Raw genomic sequence first — 19,658 nt, forward strand, 5'->3', positions numbered from 1 at the left:
TCGTAGGCGGATCGTCCGGTGCTTCCGGGCCGCTCAGTGCTCGTGGTCGCCCACGATGCGGTGCCGGACCACGTCGACGGCCGACGCGACCCCACGCTCCCGGATCGCGCTGTCGTCGGACTCGGACTCGTGCACGAACGCGGTGATGCCTCGCCGAGCCCCGCAGAAGTCGACGATCCCGTGCACGACCTGCGTCTGGAGGGCCTCGCCGTACCCGTGGCGCTCGTAGACACCGGCGTCGTCACCGGCGATCGGGACCAGGTGCACGGTCAGGCGGTCGAGGTTTCGACGCATGCCGCCGTCGGGCCCGACGTCGAACGCCCACCCGTTCACGAACACCCGGTCGATCCACCCCTTGAGCAGTGCGGGCATCGACCACCACCAGACGGGGAACACGAGCACGAGGTCGGTGGCACGGTCGATCCGCTGCTGCTCGGCCACCACGTCGGGCGGGGTGTCCGCCCCGGTGCGGTACGTCTGCCGGTCGGCGAGGGTGAACCGTGGGTCGAAGCCCTGGGCGGCGAGGTCGGCCAGTTCCGTGGAACCCGACGGCAGGTCGTCGCGCAGCCGGTGCGCGACGTGGTGCGTCAGCGAATCGGGGTCGGGGTGAGCGGTCACGATGAGGGTCGGCACACTTCATCTTCGCGAGGGTCCCTGGGCGGCGGCGGGATGGTCAGCCGGAAGTCAGCTCCCGGGACCACGCGACCTCGTGTTCCAGCTGCCCGGTGCGGCGGAACAGTCGGACCTGGTGGGTGTCCGGCAGCGCGGCGGCCAGGGCGTCACGGTCGGCTGGCGTGAAGCCGAGCGACTGCCAGAACGGACCGGACCGACGCGAGAACAGCCACGCGCGCTCGGCACCGGCCTCGGTCGCCCGCTCGATCGCGAACCGCGCGAGGCGGGTGCCGCCCCCGGCCCCGCGGTGCTGCGGCGCAACGGCCACGCTGCGGACGAGGACGTGCACACCGTCGGCACTCGTCTCGTACCCGGTGCTGCCGACCACGCTGCCGTCGTCGTCGCGGTCGACCCACAGCCGCACGGTCGGTGCGTCGAGACCAGCCAGGGTCAGGTCCGCCTCGACGAGGAACGCCCGGAGCGCCTCGACGTCGTCCGCGTCGACGGGCTGCAGGGTCAGAGGGCCACGCCCGCCCAGCGCGGACCGGTCGCGGTGACGACGACACGGCGGGGTTCGTCGGGGACGTCGTCCGGGTCGGTGTCGTCGGCGTCCGGGTCGGCCTCGTCGGCACCGGTGGCGCGGGTGATCTCGACGTCGAGCACGCTGTCGCTGATGCCGTCGACCATGCCGCGGCCCCACTCGACGACGACGATCGCGGCGTCCCAGTCGAGGTCGAGGTCGTCGAGCTCGACCGGGTCGGACAGACGGTAGGCGTCGACGTGCACCAGGTCCGGGCCGGCCGTGGTGGGGTGCGTCCGGGCGAGCACGAAGGTCGGACTGGACACCTGCCCCCGAGCGCCGAGTGCGGCGCCGAGGCCCCGGGTCATGGTGGTCTTGCCGGCACCGAGCGGCCCCGTCAGCACGACGAGGTCGCCGGCACGCAGCACGGCGGCCAGCCGGGCGCCCAGCTCCCCCATGGCCTCGGTGCTGTCGACGGTCGTGTCGAGCAGGACGTGAGCCGACCCGGTCACGGCCGTTCGCCCCGCAGGTAGGCGCCGACCCGACCCTCGACCTCGTGCCCCTCGTAGACCCGGGGCACGCGGGCCCCGATCCGGCAGACGATCTCCTCGCCGATGGTGTCGAGGGACCGGCCCCAGTCGAGCACGGTCATCTCGTCGTGCTCGCCGGTCCCGAAGAGCACGACGGTGTCGCCGGTCTGCACGTCGTCGTCACCGACGTCCACCAGGAACTGGTCCATCGCCACACGGCCGGCGATCGGGTAGCGCTTGCCGCGGATCGCGACCTCGATGCGGCCCTGTGCCAGACGCGGGACCCCGTCGGCGTACCCGACGGGCACGAGTGCGAGGGTCGTCTCGGTCGCGGTCCGGTACGTGTAGTCGTACGAGACACCGGTGTCGACGGGGACGCGTTTCGTCTTCGCGACCGAGGCGGTCAGCGTCATCACCGGCTCGAGCCCGAGGTCGGCCGCCGAGACGCCGTCGGCCCCGGGGATACCGAACAGGTTCGCTCCCATCCTGACCATGTCCTTGCGGAACTCCTTGCGCTCGAGCCCGGCGAGCGACGCGGCGACGTGCTCCATCGGGACGTCGAGCCCGAGGTCCTCGGCGATCTCGACCGCGGCGTCGAACACGGCGACCGCGGCGCTGTCCTCGTCGTCGGAGGACTCCGCCAGGTGGGTGTACGCGGCGACGACCTCGATGCGGCCGTTCCGCTGGGCGTCCCGGGCGAGCTCGACGAGCGCCGGCCAGTCCGCCGGGGTGGCGCCGTCGCGGTGCAGGCCGGAGTCGACGCCCAGGTGCACACGGGCCGGACGTTGGTCGACGGCCTCGACGATGCGCTGCAGCTCGGCGACGTTCGAGACGCCGAGGTCGACGGCCGAGTCGATGGCATCGCGGAAGTCGAGGTCGGGGTCGTGCTGCCAGGTGAACAGGTGGACGTCCTCGCCGACGCCGATCGCGCGCAGGCGCAGGGCGGCGGGGACCGTCAGCACACCGATCCAGCGGATGCCGGCGTCCACCGCGGCGAGCGCGATCGGTTCGAGGCCGTGCCCGTAGGCGTCGGCCTTCATGATCGCCATGACGGCGACCGGGTCCATCCACTCGCGGACCAGGTCGAGGTTGGCGCGGTAGGCGTCGAGGTCGATGCGCGCCTGACGCAGCGGAGCCGAGCTCACGTCGTCCTCCGTTCCACGCTGCGGCCGATGCGGGCGACCACCTCGTAGTTGATCGTGCCGACGGCGTCGGCCCAGTCCTCGACGGCGGGGTCGCCGCTCGCGGGGTCGCCCCACAGCACCGCCTCGTCGCCGACCTGCACGTCGGCGTCACCGATGTCGACGTGCATGGCGTTCATGGCGACCCGGCCGACCACCGGGAACAGCCGGTCGCCGATGCGGACCGAGACCCGGTTGCCGAAGTCACGGTCGAAGCCGTCCGCGTAGCCGAGGCCGATCACGGCGAGACGGGTCTCCGTCTCGGCACGCCAGGTGTAGCCGTAGGAGACGCCCTCGCCCGCGCCGACCGGCACGGTGCGCAGGACGGCGGCGGTGACCCGCATCGCCGGGCGCAGCCCGAGGTCGGTCGAGGTACGACCGTCGAAGGGGCTCAACCCGTACAGTGCGAGCCCGACACGGGAAAGGTCATGGCGGGTCTCCGGCACGGCGATGCTCGCGGCACTCGCGGCGAGGTGCACCACGTCCGGCACGATGCCGTTCGCGGCGAGGCCGTCCAGCGCCCGCTGCAGTGCGGCGTCCTGGTCGAGGTCGTCGGTGCGCGACGCGTTCGACAGGTGGGACATGAGCCCCTCGACCCGGGTGCGGTTGCCACCACGGGCCAGGGCGCCGGCCGTCGCGAAGAGCTCGGCCCACTCGGACTCGACCGCGCCGTTGCGGCTCAGGCCCGTGTCGACGCACAGGTGCACGGCGCGGACGTCGGAGTCGGCGGCCGCGGAGAGCTGCTCGACGCTCGACACCGCAGGGGTGATGTCGAACTGCGCTGCGCGGCGGAAGTCCTCGTCGGGGGCGTGGAGCCAGGCGAGGATCCGGACGCCCTCGTCGATGCCGCCCTGACGGAGCGCGACGGCCTCGTCGATGTCGGCGACCCCGAGCCACTCGGCCCCGGCGTCGACGAACGCCTGTGCGGCGTCGAGTGCTCCGTGGCCGTAGGCGTTCGCCTTGACCACCGCGATGACACCGGCCGGTGCGACCCGGTCGGCGATCGTCGCGTAGTTCTCGATCAGGGCTCCGCGATCGACCGTGATGCCGGTGAACGCACTCACTGGACCGTTCCTTCCAGGACCACGTCTGTTCCTTCCAGGACCACGAACGCGGTCGCGATCCCTCCATCATGCGAGAGCGACAGGTGCACCGCCGTGACGCCACGCGCATCCGCCACTTGCCGTGCGCCCTGGTGCAACGTCAGCGACGGGTTGCGCTGGTCGTCCGACACGACCTCGAGGTCCTGCCAGCTGAGCCCGGCACTCGACCCGAAGGCCTTGATCAGGGCTTCCTTGGCCGCGAACCGAGCCGCGAGGGACGCGATCGGCCGGGGTTCGCCCTCGCGGACCTGCTCGGACGGCGTGAACAGCCGCGCCCGCATCGCCGGCGTGCGCGACAGCACCCGTTCGAACCGCTCCAGGTCGACCACGTCGACCCCGATGCCGATGATCACCGTTCGACTACTCGACGGTGACCGACTTCGCGAGGTTGCGTGGCTGGTCGACGTCGAGGCCCTTGGCCGCGGCGAGTTCCATGCCGAACATGTGCAGCGGTGCCACGGCCAGCAGCGGCTCGAACAGCGGCGTCGCGAGCGGGATCCGCAGGACCTCGTCGGCGAAGGGCAGCACCGCGGCGTCGCCCTCTTCCGCGATCGCGATCACCCGGGCTCCGCGGGCGCGGATCTCCTGGATGTTCGAGACGACCTTCGGGTGCAGCGACCGCGGGTCACGCGGCGACGGCACGATCACGAAGACGATCTGGCCCGGCTCGATCAGCGCGATCGGACCGTGCTTGAGCTCACCGGCGGCGAAGCCTTCTGCGTGGATGTACGCGAGCTCCTTGAGCTTCAGCGCACCCTCGAGCGCGATGGGGTACCCGACGTGGCGGCCGAGGAACAGCACGCTCCGGGTGTCCGCCATCCAGCGGGCGAGGTCCTTGATGCCCGCAGCGTCGTCGATGGTCTGCTGCAGCTTCGGCGCGAGCCCCTCGAGCTCGGCGACCTGCTCCGCGATCTGCTCTGTGGTGAGCGTGCCGCGCAGCGTCGCCAGGTGCAGTCCGAGCAGGTACAGCGCGACGCCCTGGGCGATGAACGCCTTGGTCGACGCGACGGCGACCTCGGGACCGGCGTGCGTGTAGATGACCGCGTCGGACTCGCGCGGGATGGTGGCGCCCTGGGTGTTGCAGATCGACAGGACCTGCGCGCCCTGCTCGCGGGCGTACTTGACGGCCATGAGCGTGTCCATGGTCTCGCCGGACTGGCTGATCGAGACGACCAGGGTGCGCTCGTTCAGCACCGGGTCGCGGTAGCGGAACTCGTGGGCGAGCTCGACCTCGACCGGGACGCGTGCCCACTGCTCGATGGCGTACTTGCCGAGGATGCCGGCGTAGGCCGCGGTGCCGCAGGCGATCACGATGACCCGGTCGACGGTCGCCAGGCGCTCGGCGATCGGGTCGAGGTCGGTCAGGGTGACGGCGCCGTCGTGGACGCGGCCGAGGATCGTCTTCGCGACGGCCTCGGGCTCCTCGCTGATCTCCTTCGCCATGAACGAGCTCCAGCCGCCCTTGTCGGCGGCAGAGGCGTCCCAGTTCACCTCGAACTCGCTCGGCGTGGCAGGGGTGCCGTCGAAGTGGATGACGTCGACGCCGTCGGGACGGATCGTGGCGATCTCGTCCTGCCCGATCGACAGCGCGCGCTGCGTGTAGGCGACGAACGCGGCGACGTCCGAGCCCATGAAGTTCTCGCCGTCGCCCAGTCCGACCACGAGGGGCGAGTTGCGACGGGCGCCGACGACGACGCCGGGCTGGTCGGCGTGCACGACGAGGAGCGTGAACGCCCCTTCGAGCCGCTGCACGGCCTGCTGCATGGCGGCGGTCAGGTCACCGGTCTCGCGGAAGGCCCGTCCGACCAGGTGCGCGGCGACCTCGGAGTCCGTCTCGCTGCGGAACTCCGTGCCCTCGGCCTGCAGCTCGGCGCGGAGCTCGGAGAAGTTCTCGATGATGCCGTTGTGGATGAGGGCGAGCTTGTCGCCGTCGGCCAGGTGCGGGTGGGCGTTGCCGTCGGTCGGCCCGCCGTGGGTCGCCCAGCGGGTGTGCCCGATGCCGGTCGTGCCGTCCGGGATCGGCGACGACTCGAGCTCGTCGACGAGGGCCTGGAGCTTGCCCGCCTTCTTGGCCGAGACGAGGTCTCCGGCGGGGTCGACGACGGCGATGCCCGCCGAGTCGTACCCGCGGTACTCGAGACGACGGAGACCACCGAGGAGGACGTCCTGGCTGCTGTTGCTGCCGACGTAGCCGACGATTCCACACATGGAACCGATCCTACGGTCTGCCTGGACGCCGACCCTGCGAAGCGACCGAGGGGAACGAATCGAGCACAATCGGGAGCATTCTGCGGGATACGTTAGACAAGCGTAGAGTCTTCTCGATGCACGCCGCACTGAACCCGTACTCGCCAGGCGCCGGCCTGCGCCCCCCGGAGCTGGTCGGGCGCGACGCCGAGATCGAGGCGTTCGACCTCGTCGTGGCACGGTCGCGGCGCGCGCTCGGAACGCGCAGCATGATCCTCCACGGGCTGCGTGGGGTCGGGAAGACCGTCCTCCTGAACCAGTTCCGCATGCAGGCTGACGCCGCGGAGTGGTTGGTCGTCGACGTCGAAGGGCAGACGAGCGTGTCCGGCCGCGAGGGTGCTCGACGGAGGCTCGCGCGAGAGATCGCGCTCGCAGCACGTCGCCTCGCCCGCGGCCGCTCGGTCAGCGCAGCCGTGCAGCGCGCGCTCGGCACGGTCACGTCGTTCGGTGTGCACTTCGGGAACATCGGCTTCGACCTGGGGTTCTCCGCCGTCGAGGGTCGCGCGGACTCCGGCGTCATCGAGATCGACCTCGAGGAACTCGTCGAGGACCTCGCCCCTGCGCTGCGGGAGCAGAACCGGGCGCTCGCACTCTTCATCGACGAGGTCCAGGACCTCGACATCGAGTTGCTCTCCGCGCTGTTGTCCGTCCAGCACCGGGCCGGACAACGTGGCTGGCCGTTCGTGATGGTCGGGGCCGGTCTGCCGAACGTACCGGCCAAGCTGACGGCGGCCCGGTCCTACGCCGAGCGCCTCTTCGACTACCGGGAGATCGGGTCGCTCCCGTCGGGAGCAGCCGCTGACGCACTCACGGTTCCGGCCGCCCGCTCCGGGGTGGCTTTCGACGCCGCCGCGCTCGATCTCCTCATCGATGCCTCGGGCGGGTACCCGTACTACCTCCAGACCTACGGGGCGGCGGCGTGGGACCTCGCGGCCGACCGACGGATCACCCACGATGACGCAGCAGCCGCCGTCGACCGCGGTAACGCAGAACTCGACAGCGGTTTCTTCCCGGCCCGCTGGGACCGTGCCACACCCGCGGAGCGGCAGTACCTCGTGGCGATGTCCGACGACTCGGCCGGCGTCTCCGGGACTGCCGTCGTGGCATCGCGCCTCGGTGCGGAACCGAAGGGGACCAGCCCGGCACGACAGGGACTGATCGAGAAGGGCATCATCTACGCTCCCGAGCGTGGCAAGGTGGCGTTCACGGTGCCGAACATGGGCGAGTTCGTCCGCCGTCAGGCCGATCTCGACATCGTGGACTAGCGTCCGGGCCATGGGACGCTTCGACGACATCGCCATCACCACGCTGCACGGCGAGGACACCACGTTCGGCGCCTACGCCGACAAGGCCGTCCTGGTCGTGAACGTCGCGTCCCGGTGCGGCCTCGCCCCGCAGTACGAGCAGCTCGAAGCCCTGCAGAAGCAGTACGGCCCCCGCGGGTTCACGGTGCTGGGCTTCCCGAGCAACCAGTTCCTGCAGGAGCTCGGCTCGTCCGAGGCGATCGACGAGTACTGCTCCACCACGTGGGGTGTGACGTTCCCGATGTCCGAGAAGGTCAAGGTCAACGGCAAGAGCGCTCACCCGCTCTACCAGGCCCTCAAGGAGACCCCGGACGCCGACGGCAAGGCCGGCCGGGTCGCGTGGAACTTCGAGAAGTTCCTCGTCGCCCCCGACGGCACCGTCACACGCTTCCGTCCCACCACGAAGCCGGACGCCCCCGAGGTCGTCGCCGCCATCGAGGCGGCCCTCCCCGCCTGACGCGTCGCGTCCTCGGGACGCGCACCGGTCACTGGACGGGAGGCCCGGGGCACGTGAGCCGACCGGCTCACGTGCCCCGGGCCTCCCGTCTGTACGCTCGATCCCATGCCGTTCTCGGAGACAGCCGTCGCGCACCCCACCCCGTTCGTGGAGATCCCGCGGGACGAGTGGTCGCAGCTCGCCCCGAAGGAGCACCTGTCGCTCACCGAGACCGAGATCGTGCAGCTGCGCGGCCTCGGCGACCGGCTCGACATGCAGGAGGTGCAGGAGGTCTACCTGCCCCTGTCCCGCCTGCTCACGCTCTACGCCGCCGGCGCGCGGAACCTGCACGCCGAGACGAGCCGGTTCCTCGGTGAGCGGGCCAGCCGGACACCCTTCGTCATCGGCGTCGCCGGCTCGGTGGCCGTCGGCAAGTCCACCGTCGCGCGTCTGCTGCGCGAGCTGACGAAGCGCTGGCCGGACACGCCTCGGGTCGAGCTCGTGACGACCGACGGCTTCCTGTACCCGAACGCCGAGCTCGAGCGTCGGGGAATCATGGACCGCAAGGGCTTCCCGGAGTCGTACGACCGCCGGTCCCTGCTGCGCTTCGTGAGCCAGGTGAAGAGCGGGGCGACCGAGGTCCGCGCGCCGTACTACTCGCACCTGGTCTACGACATCGTGCCGGATGCCGAGATCGTCGTCCGGCAGCCCGACGTGCTCATCGTCGAGGGGCTGAACGTGCTGGCCCCGCCGGTGCACGGGCGGCTCGCGCTGTCCGACCTGTTCGACTTCACCATCTACGTCGACGCGAAGACGAAGGACATCGAGTCCTGGTACGTCGACCGGTTCCTCGCCCTGCAGGAGGAGGCGTTCTCGAGCCCCGACTCGTTCTTCCACCGGTTCGCCTCGCTCTCGCGGGAGGACGCGGTGCGGACCGCGACCGAGGTCTGGCGGGCGATCAACGAGCCGAACCTGCTCGAGAACGTGCTGCCCACGCGCTCCCGCGCCACCCTGGTGCTGAAGAAGGGCGCGAACCACAAGGTGAACTCGGTCCTGCTCCGCAAGATCTGAGCTGGGGGGACAGCAAAACACCGGTGTTCGCGAGCTGAACCGCGGTCTGCGCGTGTTCAACCGGCGAACACCGGTGTTTTGCGGAGGAGAACCCCTACGCGGCGTCGAGCGCCAGGCGGTCCTGCACGACGGCGGCGAGCTCCTCGGCGATGCGCTGGGCGTCGTCCTGCGAGGCGGCCTCGACCATGACGCGCACGACCGGCTCGGTGCCCGACGGACGGAGCAGCACGCGGCCGCTGTCCCCGAGCGCTTCGCTGGCGGCGGCGATGGCGTCCTGCACCCCCTGGTCGGCGAGCCCGTGGCGATCGACGCCCCGGACGTTGAGCAGCACCTGCGGGAACACCGTCATGCACGAGGCGAGCTCCTGCAGGGTCTTGCCCGTCCGTGCCATCTCGGCGACCAGGTGCAGCCCGGTCAGGATGCCGTCGCCCGTGGTGGCGAACTCGTTGAAGATGATGTGACCGGACTGCTCGCCACCGATGGAGTAGTCCCCCTCGGTCATCTTCTCGAGCACGTAGCGGTCGCCCACGCCGGCCTCGATCACGGTGATGCCCGCGTCGGCCATGGCGCGCTTCAGCCCGAGGTTCGACATGACCGTGGCGACGAGGGTGTCGTCCTTCAGGCGTCCGCGCTCCTGCAGGGACAGCGCGAGGATCGCCATGATCTGGTCACCGTCGATCGCGTTGCCCGCGGCGTCGACCGCCAGGCAACGGTCCGCGTCGCCGTCGTGCGCGATGCCGACGTCGGCACCGTGCTCGAGCACCGCGCGGGCGAGGTTGTCGATGTGGGTCGAGCCGACACCGTCGTTGATGTTCCAGCCGTCGGGGTCGGCGCCGATGAGCGTCACGCGGGCCCCCGCGTTGACGAAGACCTCGGGCGAGACGCCGGCGGCGGCACCGTTGGCGCAGTCGAGGACGACGTGGATGCCGTCGAGCCGGTGCGGCAGCGTGCCGAGCAGGTGCACCACGTAACGGTCCTCGGCGTCGGCGAACCGCGAGATGCGCCCGACGTCGATGCCGGTGGGGGTGGGCGCGGAGTGGTCGTGCATGGCCGCTTCGATGCGGTCCTCGACCTCGTCCGGCAGCTTGCGGCCACCCGTGGCGAAGAACTTGATCCCGTTGTCGGGAGCGGGGTTGTGCGATGCGGAGATCATGACGCCGAAGTCGGCGTCGATGTCCGCGACCAGGTACGCCGCAGCGGGGGTGGGGATGACCCCGGCGTCGAGCACGTCGACGCCGGCGGAGGCGAGCCCGGCCGCGACGGCGGCACCGAGGAACTCACCGGAGACGCGCGGGTCGCGCGCCAGGACCGCGCGCGGGCGCGGGCGACCGGACGCCCGGCGGGCGTCGGCGTGGTGTCCGTGTGTGAGGACGGCCGCGCTCGCCTGGGCAAGACCCAGTGCGAGCGCGGCCGTCAGCTCGCCGTTGGCGAGACCACGAACCCCGTCGGTACCGAACAGACGCGGCATGGCGATCTTCAGCCGGTGACGACTAGCGCTTCGAGAACTGCGAAGCCTTGCGGGCCTTCTTGAGACCGGCCTTCTTGCGCTCGATGACGCGAGCGTCACGGGTGAGGAAGCCGGCCTTCTTGAGGGTCGCGCGGTTGTTCTCGCGGTCGATCTCGTTCAGGGTGCGGGCGATGGCGAGGCGGAGCGCGCCGGCCTGACCCGAGGGGCCACCACCGGTGATGCGGGCGACGACGTCGTACGAGCCGAGGAGCTCGAGCACCTTGAAGGGGTCGTTGATGAGCTGCTGGTGCAGCTTGTTCGGGAAGTAGTCCTCGAGCGTGCGGCCGTTCACGACGAACGTGCCGGAGCCCGGGACGAGGCGAACGCGCGCGATGGCCTCCTTGCGGCGCCCGACGGCACCGCCGGAGACGTTGAGGATCTGACGGGGAGCGGCCTCGGCAGCGGCGGGTGCGCTCTCCGTGGTGAAGCTCTCCGGGGTCTGGTCGAGGGAATCAGCGATCTGAGCCATGAGTTTTCTGTGTCCTTGAAGTCGTCGTGGCCGGAACTACTGTGCGACCTGGTCGAAGATGTACGCCTTGGGCTGCTGCGCGGCGTGCGGGTGCTCCGCGCCGGCGTAGACCTTCAGCTTCTTGAGCTGCTCGCGGCCGAGGGTGTTCTTCGGCAGCATGCCGCGGATCGCCTTCTCGACGGCGCGGGTGGGGTGCTTCTCGAGCATCTCCGGGTAGGAGGTCGCCGTCAGGCCGCCCGGGTAGCCCGAGTGACGGTAGTAGACCTTCTTCGCGAGCTTCGAACCGGTCAGGGCGACCTTGTCGGCGTTCACGATGATGACGAAGTCACCCATGTCCATGTGCTGGGCGAAGGTGGCCTTGTGCTTGCCGCGCAGGAGCGCCGCGGCGTGGGTGGCGAGGCGGCCGAGGACGACGTCGGTGGCGTCGATGACGATCCAGTCGTGCTGGACGTCTGCCGGCTTCGGTGAGAACGTGCGAGTCACAGGAGTGCTGCTTTCGTGTCGAGGTGAGGAGTCCGTGAATCCCGCTCCGGTCGGGGGTTCCCCGTGCAGAAGCACGCGGAACACCTCGGGTGGAGGGCTCATCTGACTGTCCGCGCGCGGAGCGCGCAGACCAAGGTGAGAGCCTAGCCGATGCGGGTCACCGCGGTCAAACGCGGCCGCTTGCCGGTCTGGAGGCGCGGGGCCGCCCCGCACCGCGCCTCCAGGCCGCCCTGGGCCCAGCACACTGCACCGAGTGAGCAGAAGACGTCGGGTCCGCACCGCGAACCCGACGTCTTCTGCACACGCATCGCCCCCGTGGGGCGTGGGGACTACTCCGCAGCCACAGCCGCACGACGGCGACGCACGATCAGCACACCCGCACCCGCCGCGAGCAACAGGAACGCCACCAACGCACCGGCACCGAGCCCCTCGGCACCCGTGAACGCGAGCTGCCCATCAACCGTGATCGTGATCGGGGTCCACCCGATCAGCGACCCGTCCGCAGCCGTCACCGCCAACCGGTGCACCCCAGCTGCAGTGTCCGCGGGGATCGTCACCCGAACCGTCCCATCAGCAGCCACCACCGCGGTGCCGATCAACGTCGGCTCCGAGAACAGCCACACGTTCATGACGTCACCGGCAGACGCCGTACCCACCGTCACCGTGATCGTCTCCCCCGCACGAGCCGACGCCGGAGCGGAGACCCCACCACGGTTCGCCTCGGTCAACAGCGACTCCGACGGCACCACCGGGCCGGCCGGCGGGGTGATCCCGTCGAACGGCGGCACCGGGGTCGGGGTCGGGTTCGGCACCGGCGTCGGCGTCGGGGTCGGCACAGGCGTCGGGTCCGTGCCCGGGTCCGTCCCCTCAGCGTCGAGGTCGAAGCCGACGAGGATCGGGTCGTGGTCGCTCGCCCGGTACACGTCGTCGGTGTACAGGTTCGTCGCGTTGTAGTTGTGGCGGCTGTACTCCAGGCCCACCGACTCGACCGAGTTGATGTTCCAGATGTCCACGCCCGTGACCGTCTCGAGCGCGGCCTCCGACGCGAACACGTGGTCGAGCGAGCCGCTCAGGCCGGAGAACACGTACGAGTACTCGGTGCGGTCGAGCGCCGGGCCGAGGTCGGTGTAACCGGCCTCGTCGAGGACCACCACCGGGTCCTCCTTGCTGTACGCGTTGAAGTCGCCGAGCATGAACACCTTGTCGGTGCCGTACTGCTCCTGCATGTCGGTGGAGAACGTCACGAGGGCCTTCGCCTGCTCGACGCGGTCGGCGTTCGACGCACCCTGTCCGTCGCCCTGGTCGGCGTTCTCGCCGGTGCCGGAGCCCTTCGACTTGAAGTGGTTCGCGATCACCAGGAAGTCGTCCTCCGCGGTGCCGCCGACCGGGCGGAACGCGTCCGCGACGGGCTGGCGGGCGTTCGTGAACGCGTCGTCGAGCAGGATCGTGGACGCACCGACGGGCTCGACGCGGTCCTGCTTGTAGATGAGGGCGAGGCGGATGACGTCCTCGCTCGCGGGCACGACGGCCGGGGACTTCGCGTAGGCCCAGGTGTCCTGGCCGGTGGCGGCGTTGAGCGCGTCGACCAGGGTGGCCACGGCGGCGTCGCGGTCCTGGCCGAAGCGGACGGAGTTCTCGATCTCCTCGAGCGAGACGACGTCGGCGTCCAGGCCGTTGATCGCCTTGACGATCTTGACCTGCTGGCGCAGGAAGTCCTCCTGCTCGGCGGCACCGCGGGCGTCGCAGCCGGAGTTCACGGTCACGGGGTCGCCGGCGCGGTCCGTGTAGTACGTGCAGCCGGTGAGCTCGTCACCCGTGGTCGGGAAGTAGTTCAGCACGTTGAAGCCGGCGAGCTTCAGGTCGCCACCGACGTCCTGCGGCTTCGGCTGTCGCACGTCCGAGAAGGACACCGGCAAGTCGGCCGCCGGGGTCGCGCCCGTGATCGGCGCGGTCGGCTGGAACTTCCATCCGCTGTTGCGGTAGTCGAGGACGACCGGATCCGTGAAGCTGGCGGTGGCTCCGACGGTGACCGGGCCCTGGGTGAGCCACGACACCGGGATGCCCTTGTTGGCCTGCGTCAGGAAGTTCGTGCTCGCGCCGTCGTCGAGCGTGACCTTGCGTGCGGCGTTGGACGTCTCGGCGGCCTTCGCTTCGGCAGATCCCGGACGTCCGACCTCGGTCGGCTGCACGAGCCGCCCCTCGCCACTGGCCAGCACGACCTCGCCGTACTGGTTCGTGGTGTAGTTGTCGGCGACGGTGTACGCGCCCTGCGGTGCGACGAGCATGCTCTCGAGCGACTCGCGCTGCGCGTCGGACGACGGGAACGCGACCGCGGCGGGCTGCGGCGCCGCGACGGGGTCGGTCAGCTGCTGCAGCGACGAGGCCCCGGACACCGTGAGCTCGGTCAGGCCGAAGTACTCGGACACGGCACCGGTGACCCGGACGTGGTCGCCCTGCTGCACGAGGCCGGCGGTGGCGGACGAGAAGACGAACACGGCGTCGGACGCGGTGTGGGCACCGAGGTCGATCGCGCCGCCGGTGCCAGGCGTCTGGATCGTGTAGCCGTTGAAGCCACCGGTGCCGTAGACCGCGGTGACGACACCGTCGGTCGTGACGTTCTTGCCGGCGTACGGCGAGGTGTCCGTGGTGCCCTGCAGCTGGGCGATGGTCACCGTCTCGGCCGGGGTGCCGGGCGCGGGGGTCCCGCCGTCACCCGGGTCGGTCGGCTCCGTGGGCTCGGTCGGTGCCGTCGTCTCGCCCGCGGCGTTCCGCGGCGTGAGCGTCGTCGTCACCGAGAAGTCCGCACCGTTGACGTCGGTGTCCGTGGTGCCCTGGCGGACCAGGCCGTTCGGCACGGAGTTGTCCCCGGTCACGGTGCGCACGGTCGACTCGTACGTGTTCGATGCGCCGTAGCCGAGCAGGTCGACCACGCCGTCGGTGCCGGTGGCGACGGGGCCGGCGGCGAGCGCCAGGGGTGCGGTCGCGTCGGAGAGCACGAGCGTGCCCGTGGTGCCGGACGGGTTGAGCGACGCGGTGTCGTCGGCTGCGGGCAGGTCTTCACCGGCCGCGGTGGCCCCGCCGTTGCCCGCCATCGACACCAGGAAGGTGCCCTTCGCCGGCACGGCGCCCTCGAGCGCACTGGCCGAGAACGTGCCGGTGCCCGTCGCGGAGCGGTACTGCAGCGACCATCCTTCGAGCGACACCGGGGCGTCGGTCGGGTTGCCGATCTCGACGAACTTCTGGTTGTAGAACGCGCCCTTGCTGCCCGCCTTCAGGTAGGCCTCCTCGATGACGAGGTCGGTCCCCCCGGGGTTCGCGGTCGCTGCGGTGACGGTGACGAGCGGGGCCGCGAGGAGCGTCGCGGCCGCCGTGGCGCACAGCAGAGTGCGTCCGAGGGTGTTGGCCATGCCCGCAGGCTACCGATCTGCGGGGACGTTCAGGTTGCGCCGAGGTGAATGATTGCGCTCGGCAACATCAGGCGATGGGCAACCATGTCCCACCGACGCGACGGACGGCCGGTCCGTGCCCGGGGAGCACGAGCGCCGGGAACGGCAGCGCCCGCGCGGACTCGAGCGCGCGGTCCTGGTCGGCGGTGAAGAACGGCGTGATCATCCGGGGCCGCGGGGCCCACGACCCGGGCTGGGTGTCGTGCCGGCTCACGACCGCGTCACCCGTGACGATCGCGTCCGCGGCGGGGAGCAGGTAGGCGGTCGAGCCGTCCGTGTGCCCGACCGCCGGGAACGGCGTGATCGCCCGTCCGGCGAAGTCCGCACCCGTGAAGGTTCGGGCCGACGGCACGGTCGTCGGCCGCAGGGCGTCGGAGCGGAGCGCACGGGCCAGCCAGGCGAGCACGCGGGGGTTGGCCAGCCGGCCGCCGATCTCCCCCGGGGTGACCTGCTGCCGCTCAGGCCCGCGCACGTTGCCGAGCTCGTCGGCGTGGGCGAGCACCTCGACGTCGGGGTGGCGATGGAGGATCCCGGGGATGCCTCCGACGTGGTCGACGTGTCCGTGCGTGACGTAGACGCGCCGGAGGTCGGCAGGGTCGTGGCCGGCTGCCCGCACGGTGTCGAGCACGAGCTCGGTGTCGGCCGGGTACCCGGCGTCGATCAGTGCGACGCCGTCTTCTTCGGCCAGGACCACCCAGTTGGACACCGGCCCCTCGACGAAGACGACTCCTGGGGCGACGGACACGACGGAACGGGGTTCGCGCGGGCTCATCCCTCGACGGTACCCTCCGCCGATCGTCGGGCCCTGGTCTGCTCCGCCCGCTCCGCGAGCTCCGCGTCCGCCGGGTACCCCACCTCGGTCAGGGTCAGTCCCTTCGCCGGCGCCGTCTTGAACGCGCTCGTGCGCTCCTGGGCGACACGCAGCTCCTCGAGGTGGTCCGGCCCGAAGCGGCCCTCGCCGACGGCGATGGTCGCCCCCACCATCGCCCGCACCATGGAGTGGCAGAAGGCATCGGCCTGGAGGCGCGCCACCAGCACGCCGTCCGGCTCACGGTCCCAGCGGAACTGCTGCAACGTCCGGATGGTCGTCGCCCCCTCGCGCGGCTTGCAGAACGTCGCGAAGTCGTGCAACCCGAGCAGCGTCAGCGCACCGTGCTCCATCGCTGCCGGATCGAGCCGCGCCCCGTGCCAGACCGTGTGCCCGCGTCGACGTGGATCGCGCGGGGCGTCGGCGTCCGCGATCCGGTACTCGTACCGGCGCCAGAGCGGGGAGAACCGGGCGTCGAACCCGGCGGGCGCCACCGAGGCACCGGTGACGACGACGTCCCCCTCGGGGCCCGCGATGCCGTTGATCCGCTTGACCAGTCCGTCCAGGGGTGAGCGTCCCGAACCGCGCTTGGCGGCGAGCGCTGCCCACTGCTCTGCCGACAGGTCGAGGTGCGCGACCTGCCCGGTGGCGTGCACCCCGGCGTCGGTGCGTCCGGCGACGGTCAGCAACGGCGGTTCGCCCCAGCGGGTGAAGACGGTGGCGAGTGCGGTCTCGAGCGCGCCCTGCACGGTCCGGAGCCCGGGCTGTCGGGCCCACCCGGAGAACGACGCACCGTCGTAGGCGATGTCCAGCCGCAGCCGCACGTCGTCCGCGCTGTCGGGGTCCCGGAAGCCGACCGTCTCGTCCACGTGACCACCGTAGCGGGGGTGATCCGTGCCTCCCGGCCCGCGCTCGGTCTGCCGGACGGCGACCGCCCGCAGCCGCTCAGCCGCGCGGACGACCGAACGCCGACGGACCGGTCCGGGTGTCGAGGTCGTCGGTCGCACGCCGCTCGGACTCGACGATCCCACGCAGGGCGACGAGCGCGGCCGAGGTGACCGCGACGTGGGAGGGGTTCTCACGCGATGCGTCGAGCGCGGTCTCGAGGCGTGCGATGGCCTCTTCGGCCTGGTCCTCCGGGGAGTCACCGCGGATCGTGCTCGCGATCTTCCGCAGTGCCTCGGCGATGGGGGCAGCGAACGCCGGGTCGGGACGCCCGACCCCCTCGGACACCGGGCCGGAGCGTGCCACGAGCTCGGTGAGGTCGGTCGTGTACCAGGCGACCCGCTCGAGGGCCCGGAAGCGGGCGCCGTCCTTCTGCAGCCGGGCGCGGGACCCGCGAAGGGCGCCGCGGGGGTTGAGCCGGCGGCTCTCGTGGGCGATCGCCACCCGTGACCGCACGTCGGCGATCGCACGGTCCAGGCGGTCCTGCTGGTGGTCCCACGCCTTCTCGTCGCGCTTGCCCTCCTCGAGCACGGCAGCCAGGCCGTCGAGGTGGTCCGCCAGCACGCCGTTGACCGCGTCGATGCGGTGCTCGGCGTCCCAGAAGTGCAGCGGCGGGAACACCAGGAAGTTCACGAGCAGGCCGACCACGACGCCCACGGCCATCTGCACCAGGTACCCGAGCGAGTAGCCCTCGGCGTGCGCACCGCCCACGAGCAGGACGAAGAGTGCCGCGGTGGACACCCACGAGCTGCCCTCCCCCAGTACGCGGAACCCGCCCACCAGCACCCCGACGCCGACCGCGAGCGCGATCGCCAGGAAGCCGGGGTCGCCGACCCACATAGTGAAACCGGCGATGACGATGCCGAGCGCGATGCCGACCAGGGTCTGCACGCCGCTCCGGATGCCCGCGAAGACCGTGGTCTGCATCGCGACGACGGCACCGAGCGGCGCGTAGTACGGGTACTCGGCCGCGACGCCGGGGATGTGCTGCGCGATGAACCATGCGATCACCGCGGCGGCGGCTGCCTTGCCGGCGTGCAGCAGGCGGGGCTGCGTGCCGGAGGTCCGGCTCCACCGCCAGACCCGGGTGCCCAGACCCGTCACGTGCTGGAACGCCATGACTTCCTTCCCTGTCCTGCTGATCGGCCACCGTACGCGGCGCGGCGCAGCTGCCGTCGGCCCTGCGGACACGAGGAAGCCCCCGCGACCTGGGTCGCGGGGGCTTCCTCGTGGTGGTTCAGCGCCCCGGAGGGCACCGGACTACTTGGTGTCGGCGTCGTCCGACTTCTCGGCGGCGTCGGCCTCGACCTCAGCGGCAGCGTCGGTCTCGGTCTCGGTCTCGACCGGGGCGGACTCCTCGGTGGTCTCGGTCTCTTCGACCGGGGCCTCCTCGGTGGTCTCGTCGGCGGCGGGCTCGGCGACCGGAGCAGCGGCAGCGGCCGGAGCAGCGTCGCGCTTCACCGGGGCGGGCGTGCTCGAGACGGGCTCGAGGACGAGCTCGATCGACGCCAGCGGGGCGTTGTCGCCCTTGCGGAAGCCGAGCTTCGTGATGCGGGTGTAACCACCCTGGCGGTCCTCGACCTGCGGAGCGATCTCGGTGAACAGCGTGTGCACGACGGACTTGTCGCGCAGGATGCCGATCACGCGACGACGCGCGTGCAGGTCGCCACGCTTCGCGAACGTGATGAGACGCTCGGCGACCGGACGGAGGCGCTTGGCCTTCGTCTCGGTGGTCGTGATGCGACCGTGGGTGAAGAGGGCGTTGGCGAGGTTGCTCAGGAGCAGGCGCTCGTGGGCGGGACCGCCACCGAGGCGGGGGCCCTTGGTGGGCTTCGGCATGTCAGTTCTCCAGTGGTGAAAGTGGTGCGCGCGGTGTCAGCGCGCTTGCGCGTGAGCGCGAGGTCAGTTGTTGGACTCGTCCTCGTCGTACCCGCTGTAGAAGTGGGCGCCGTCGAATCCGGGGACGGTGTCCTTGAGGGACAGGCCGAGCTCGGTGAGCTTGTCCTTGACCTCGTCCACCGACTTCTGACCGAAGTTGCGGATGTTCATGAGCTGCGTCTCCGACAGGGCGACGAGCTCGGACACCGTGTTGATGCCCTCCCGCTTCAGGCAGTTGTAGCTGCGGACCGACAGGTCGAGGTCCTCGATCGGGGTCTGCAGTTCGTTCGAGAGCACGGCGTCGACCGGCGCGGGGCCGATCTCGATGCCCTCGGCCGCGGTGTTGAGCTCGCGGGCGAGCCCGAACAGCTCGACGAGCGTGCGACCGGCCGACGCGATGGCGTCGCGCGGCGTGATCGCCGGCTTCGACTCGACGTCGACGACCAGGCGGTCGAAGTCCGTGCGCTCACCGGCACGCGTCGCCTCGACGCGGTAGGTGACCTTGAGGACCGGCGAGTAGATCGAGTCGATCGGGATCTGACCGGCCTCGCTGAACTCGGAACGGTTCTGCGTGGCCGAGACGTAGCCACGGCCACGCTCGATCGTGAGCTCGAGCTCGAAGCGCGCGGTGTCGTTCAGGGTCGCGATGACGAGTTCCGGGTTGTGGATCTCGACACCGGCCGGAGCGGAGATGTCCGCTGCGGTGACCTGACCGGCACCCTGCTTGCGCAGGTACGCCGTGATGGGCTCGTCGTGCTCGCTGGAGACGACCAGGCTCTTGATGTTGAGGATGATCTCGGTGACGTCTTCCTTGACACCGGGAACGGTGCTGAACTCGTGAAGGACGCCGTCGATGCGGATGCTGGTGACAGCCGCGCCGGGGATCGAGGAGAGGAGCGTGCGGCGCAGCGAGTTGCCGAGGGTGTAACCGAAGCCCGGCTCGAGCGGCTCGATGACGAAGCGCGAGCGGTGCTCGGAGATCGGCTCCTCGGTCAGGGTGGGGCGCTGTGCAATGAGCACTGTGGGATTCCTTTCGGCGAAGTGTCCGCTATATGACACTTGGCGGTACGACGGGGCCGCATGGGCCCCGACGGGTCTGTTGAGTTGTGATCACGCGC

At 70.9% G+C, this 19,658-nt stretch carries 19 protein-coding genes; 3 read left to right on the plus strand and 16 right to left on the minus strand.

Annotated elements, in window-relative coordinates:
- Window positions 1–33: 33 nt before the first annotated feature.
- From KK097_RS00430 to glmS, 7 genes are all read right to left on the minus strand, one after another.
- Window positions 34–633, minus strand: a complete 600-nt coding sequence (locus KK097_RS00430; RefSeq protein WP_214543343.1) for an NAD(P)H-dependent oxidoreductase — start codon at window positions 631–633, stop codon at window positions 34–36.
- Window positions 634–673: 40 nt separating this feature from the next.
- Window positions 674–1,036, minus strand: a complete 363-nt coding sequence (locus KK097_RS00435; protein WP_307858316.1) for a GNAT family N-acetyltransferase — start codon at window positions 1,034–1,036, stop codon at window positions 674–676.
- 92 nt (window positions 1,037–1,128) lie between these two features.
- Window positions 1,129–1,644: a tRNA (adenosine(37)-N6)-threonylcarbamoyltransferase complex ATPase subunit type 1 TsaE gene (gene tsaE, locus KK097_RS00440; RefSeq protein ID WP_307858317.1), complete on the minus strand. Its 516-nt coding sequence runs from the start codon at window positions 1,642–1,644 to the stop codon at window positions 1,129–1,131.
- On the minus strand, window positions 1,641–2,807 hold the full coding sequence (gene alr / locus KK097_RS00445; protein ID WP_214543344.1) for an alanine racemase: 1,167 nt from the start codon (window positions 2,805–2,807) through the stop codon (window positions 1,641–1,643). The genes tsaE and alr (KK097_RS00445) overlap by 4 nt, the downstream gene beginning before the upstream one ends.
- Window positions 2,804–3,907, minus strand: a complete 1,104-nt coding sequence (gene alr / locus KK097_RS00450; RefSeq protein ID WP_214543345.1) for an alanine racemase — start codon at window positions 3,905–3,907, stop codon at window positions 2,804–2,806. The genes alr (KK097_RS00445) and alr (KK097_RS00450) overlap by 4 nt, the downstream gene beginning before the upstream one ends.
- The gene (locus tag KK097_RS00455; protein WP_214543346.1) at window positions 3,904–4,299 is read right to left on the minus strand and encodes a holo-ACP synthase; all 396 of its coding nucleotides are present in this window, start codon (window positions 4,297–4,299) and stop codon (window positions 3,904–3,906) included. The genes alr (KK097_RS00450) and KK097_RS00455 overlap by 4 nt, the downstream gene beginning before the upstream one ends.
- A 7-nt stretch (window positions 4,300–4,306) precedes the next feature.
- The gene (gene glmS / locus KK097_RS00460) at window positions 4,307–6,154 is read right to left on the minus strand and encodes a glutamine--fructose-6-phosphate transaminase (isomerizing) (RefSeq protein WP_214543347.1); all 1,848 of its coding nucleotides are present in this window, start codon (window positions 6,152–6,154) and stop codon (window positions 4,307–4,309) included.
- Between the two features lie 116 nt (window positions 6,155–6,270).
- Here glmS and KK097_RS00465 point away from each other — a divergent pair, with 116 nt between their 5' ends.
- From KK097_RS00465 to coaA, 3 genes are all read left to right on the plus strand, one after another.
- Window positions 6,271–7,458, plus strand: coding sequence for an ATP-binding protein (locus KK097_RS00465; RefSeq protein WP_214529413.1), 1,188 nt, complete (start codon window positions 6,271–6,273; stop codon window positions 7,456–7,458).
- A gap of 10 nt (window positions 7,459–7,468) precedes the next feature.
- Window positions 7,469–7,954, plus strand: a complete 486-nt coding sequence (locus tag KK097_RS00470; protein ID WP_071245463.1) for a glutathione peroxidase — start codon at window positions 7,469–7,471, stop codon at window positions 7,952–7,954.
- A gap of 105 nt (window positions 7,955–8,059) precedes the next feature.
- Window positions 8,060–9,004 carry a type I pantothenate kinase gene (gene coaA / locus KK097_RS00475; RefSeq protein ID WP_214529416.1) on the plus strand — a complete coding sequence of 315 codons (945 nt, stop codon included), beginning with the start codon at window positions 8,060–8,062 and terminating at the stop codon, window positions 9,002–9,004.
- Window positions 9,005–9,098: 94 nt separating this feature from the next.
- Here coaA and glmM read toward each other — a convergent pair whose 3' ends face one another.
- From glmM to KK097_RS00520, 9 genes are all read right to left on the minus strand, one after another.
- The gene (gene glmM / locus KK097_RS00480; protein ID WP_214543348.1) at window positions 9,099–10,472 is read right to left on the minus strand and encodes a phosphoglucosamine mutase; all 1,374 of its coding nucleotides are present in this window, start codon (window positions 10,470–10,472) and stop codon (window positions 9,099–9,101) included.
- Window positions 10,473–10,494: 22 nt separating this feature from the next.
- Window positions 10,495–10,980, minus strand: a complete 486-nt coding sequence (rpsI, locus tag KK097_RS00485; RefSeq protein ID WP_027466716.1) for a 30S ribosomal protein S9 — start codon at window positions 10,978–10,980, stop codon at window positions 10,495–10,497.
- Between the two features lie 36 nt (window positions 10,981–11,016).
- Window positions 11,017–11,463 carry a 50S ribosomal protein L13 gene (gene rplM, locus KK097_RS00490; protein ID WP_194629034.1) on the minus strand — a complete coding sequence of 149 codons (447 nt, stop codon included), beginning with the start codon at window positions 11,461–11,463 and terminating at the stop codon, window positions 11,017–11,019.
- A 329-nt stretch (window positions 11,464–11,792) separates the two neighbouring features.
- On the minus strand, window positions 11,793–14,870 hold the full coding sequence (locus KK097_RS00495) for an ExeM/NucH family extracellular endonuclease (protein ID WP_214543349.1): 3,078 nt from the start codon (window positions 14,868–14,870) through the stop codon (window positions 11,793–11,795).
- 67 nt (window positions 14,871–14,937) lie between these two features.
- Window positions 14,938–15,681, minus strand: a complete 744-nt coding sequence (locus tag KK097_RS00500; protein ID WP_214543350.1) for an MBL fold metallo-hydrolase — start codon at window positions 15,679–15,681, stop codon at window positions 14,938–14,940.
- Entirely contained in the window at window positions 15,678–16,586 is a 909-nt protein-coding gene (gene truA / locus KK097_RS00505; protein ID WP_214543351.1) for a tRNA pseudouridine(38-40) synthase TruA, read from the minus strand. The genes KK097_RS00500 and truA overlap by 4 nt, the downstream gene beginning before the upstream one ends.
- Window positions 16,587–16,662: 76 nt before the next feature.
- Window positions 16,663–17,781, minus strand: a complete 1,119-nt coding sequence (locus tag KK097_RS00510; RefSeq protein ID WP_214529426.1) for an FUSC family protein — start codon at window positions 17,779–17,781, stop codon at window positions 16,663–16,665.
- Window positions 17,782–17,922: 141 nt separating this feature from the next.
- Complete coding sequence (gene rplQ / locus KK097_RS00515) at window positions 17,923–18,501, minus strand: 50S ribosomal protein L17 (RefSeq protein ID WP_214529427.1); 579 nt, start codon at window positions 18,499–18,501, stop codon at window positions 17,923–17,925.
- 63 nt (window positions 18,502–18,564) lie between these two features.
- Window positions 18,565–19,560: a DNA-directed RNA polymerase subunit alpha gene (locus KK097_RS00520; RefSeq protein WP_214529429.1), complete on the minus strand. Its 996-nt coding sequence runs from the start codon at window positions 19,558–19,560 to the stop codon at window positions 18,565–18,567.
- Window positions 19,561–19,658 lie beyond the last annotated feature (98 nt).

Source organism: Curtobacterium flaccumfaciens (genome assembly GCF_018598405.1).
Classification (GTDB): domain Bacteria; phylum Actinomycetota; class Actinomycetes; order Actinomycetales; family Microbacteriaceae; genus Curtobacterium; species Curtobacterium aurantiacum.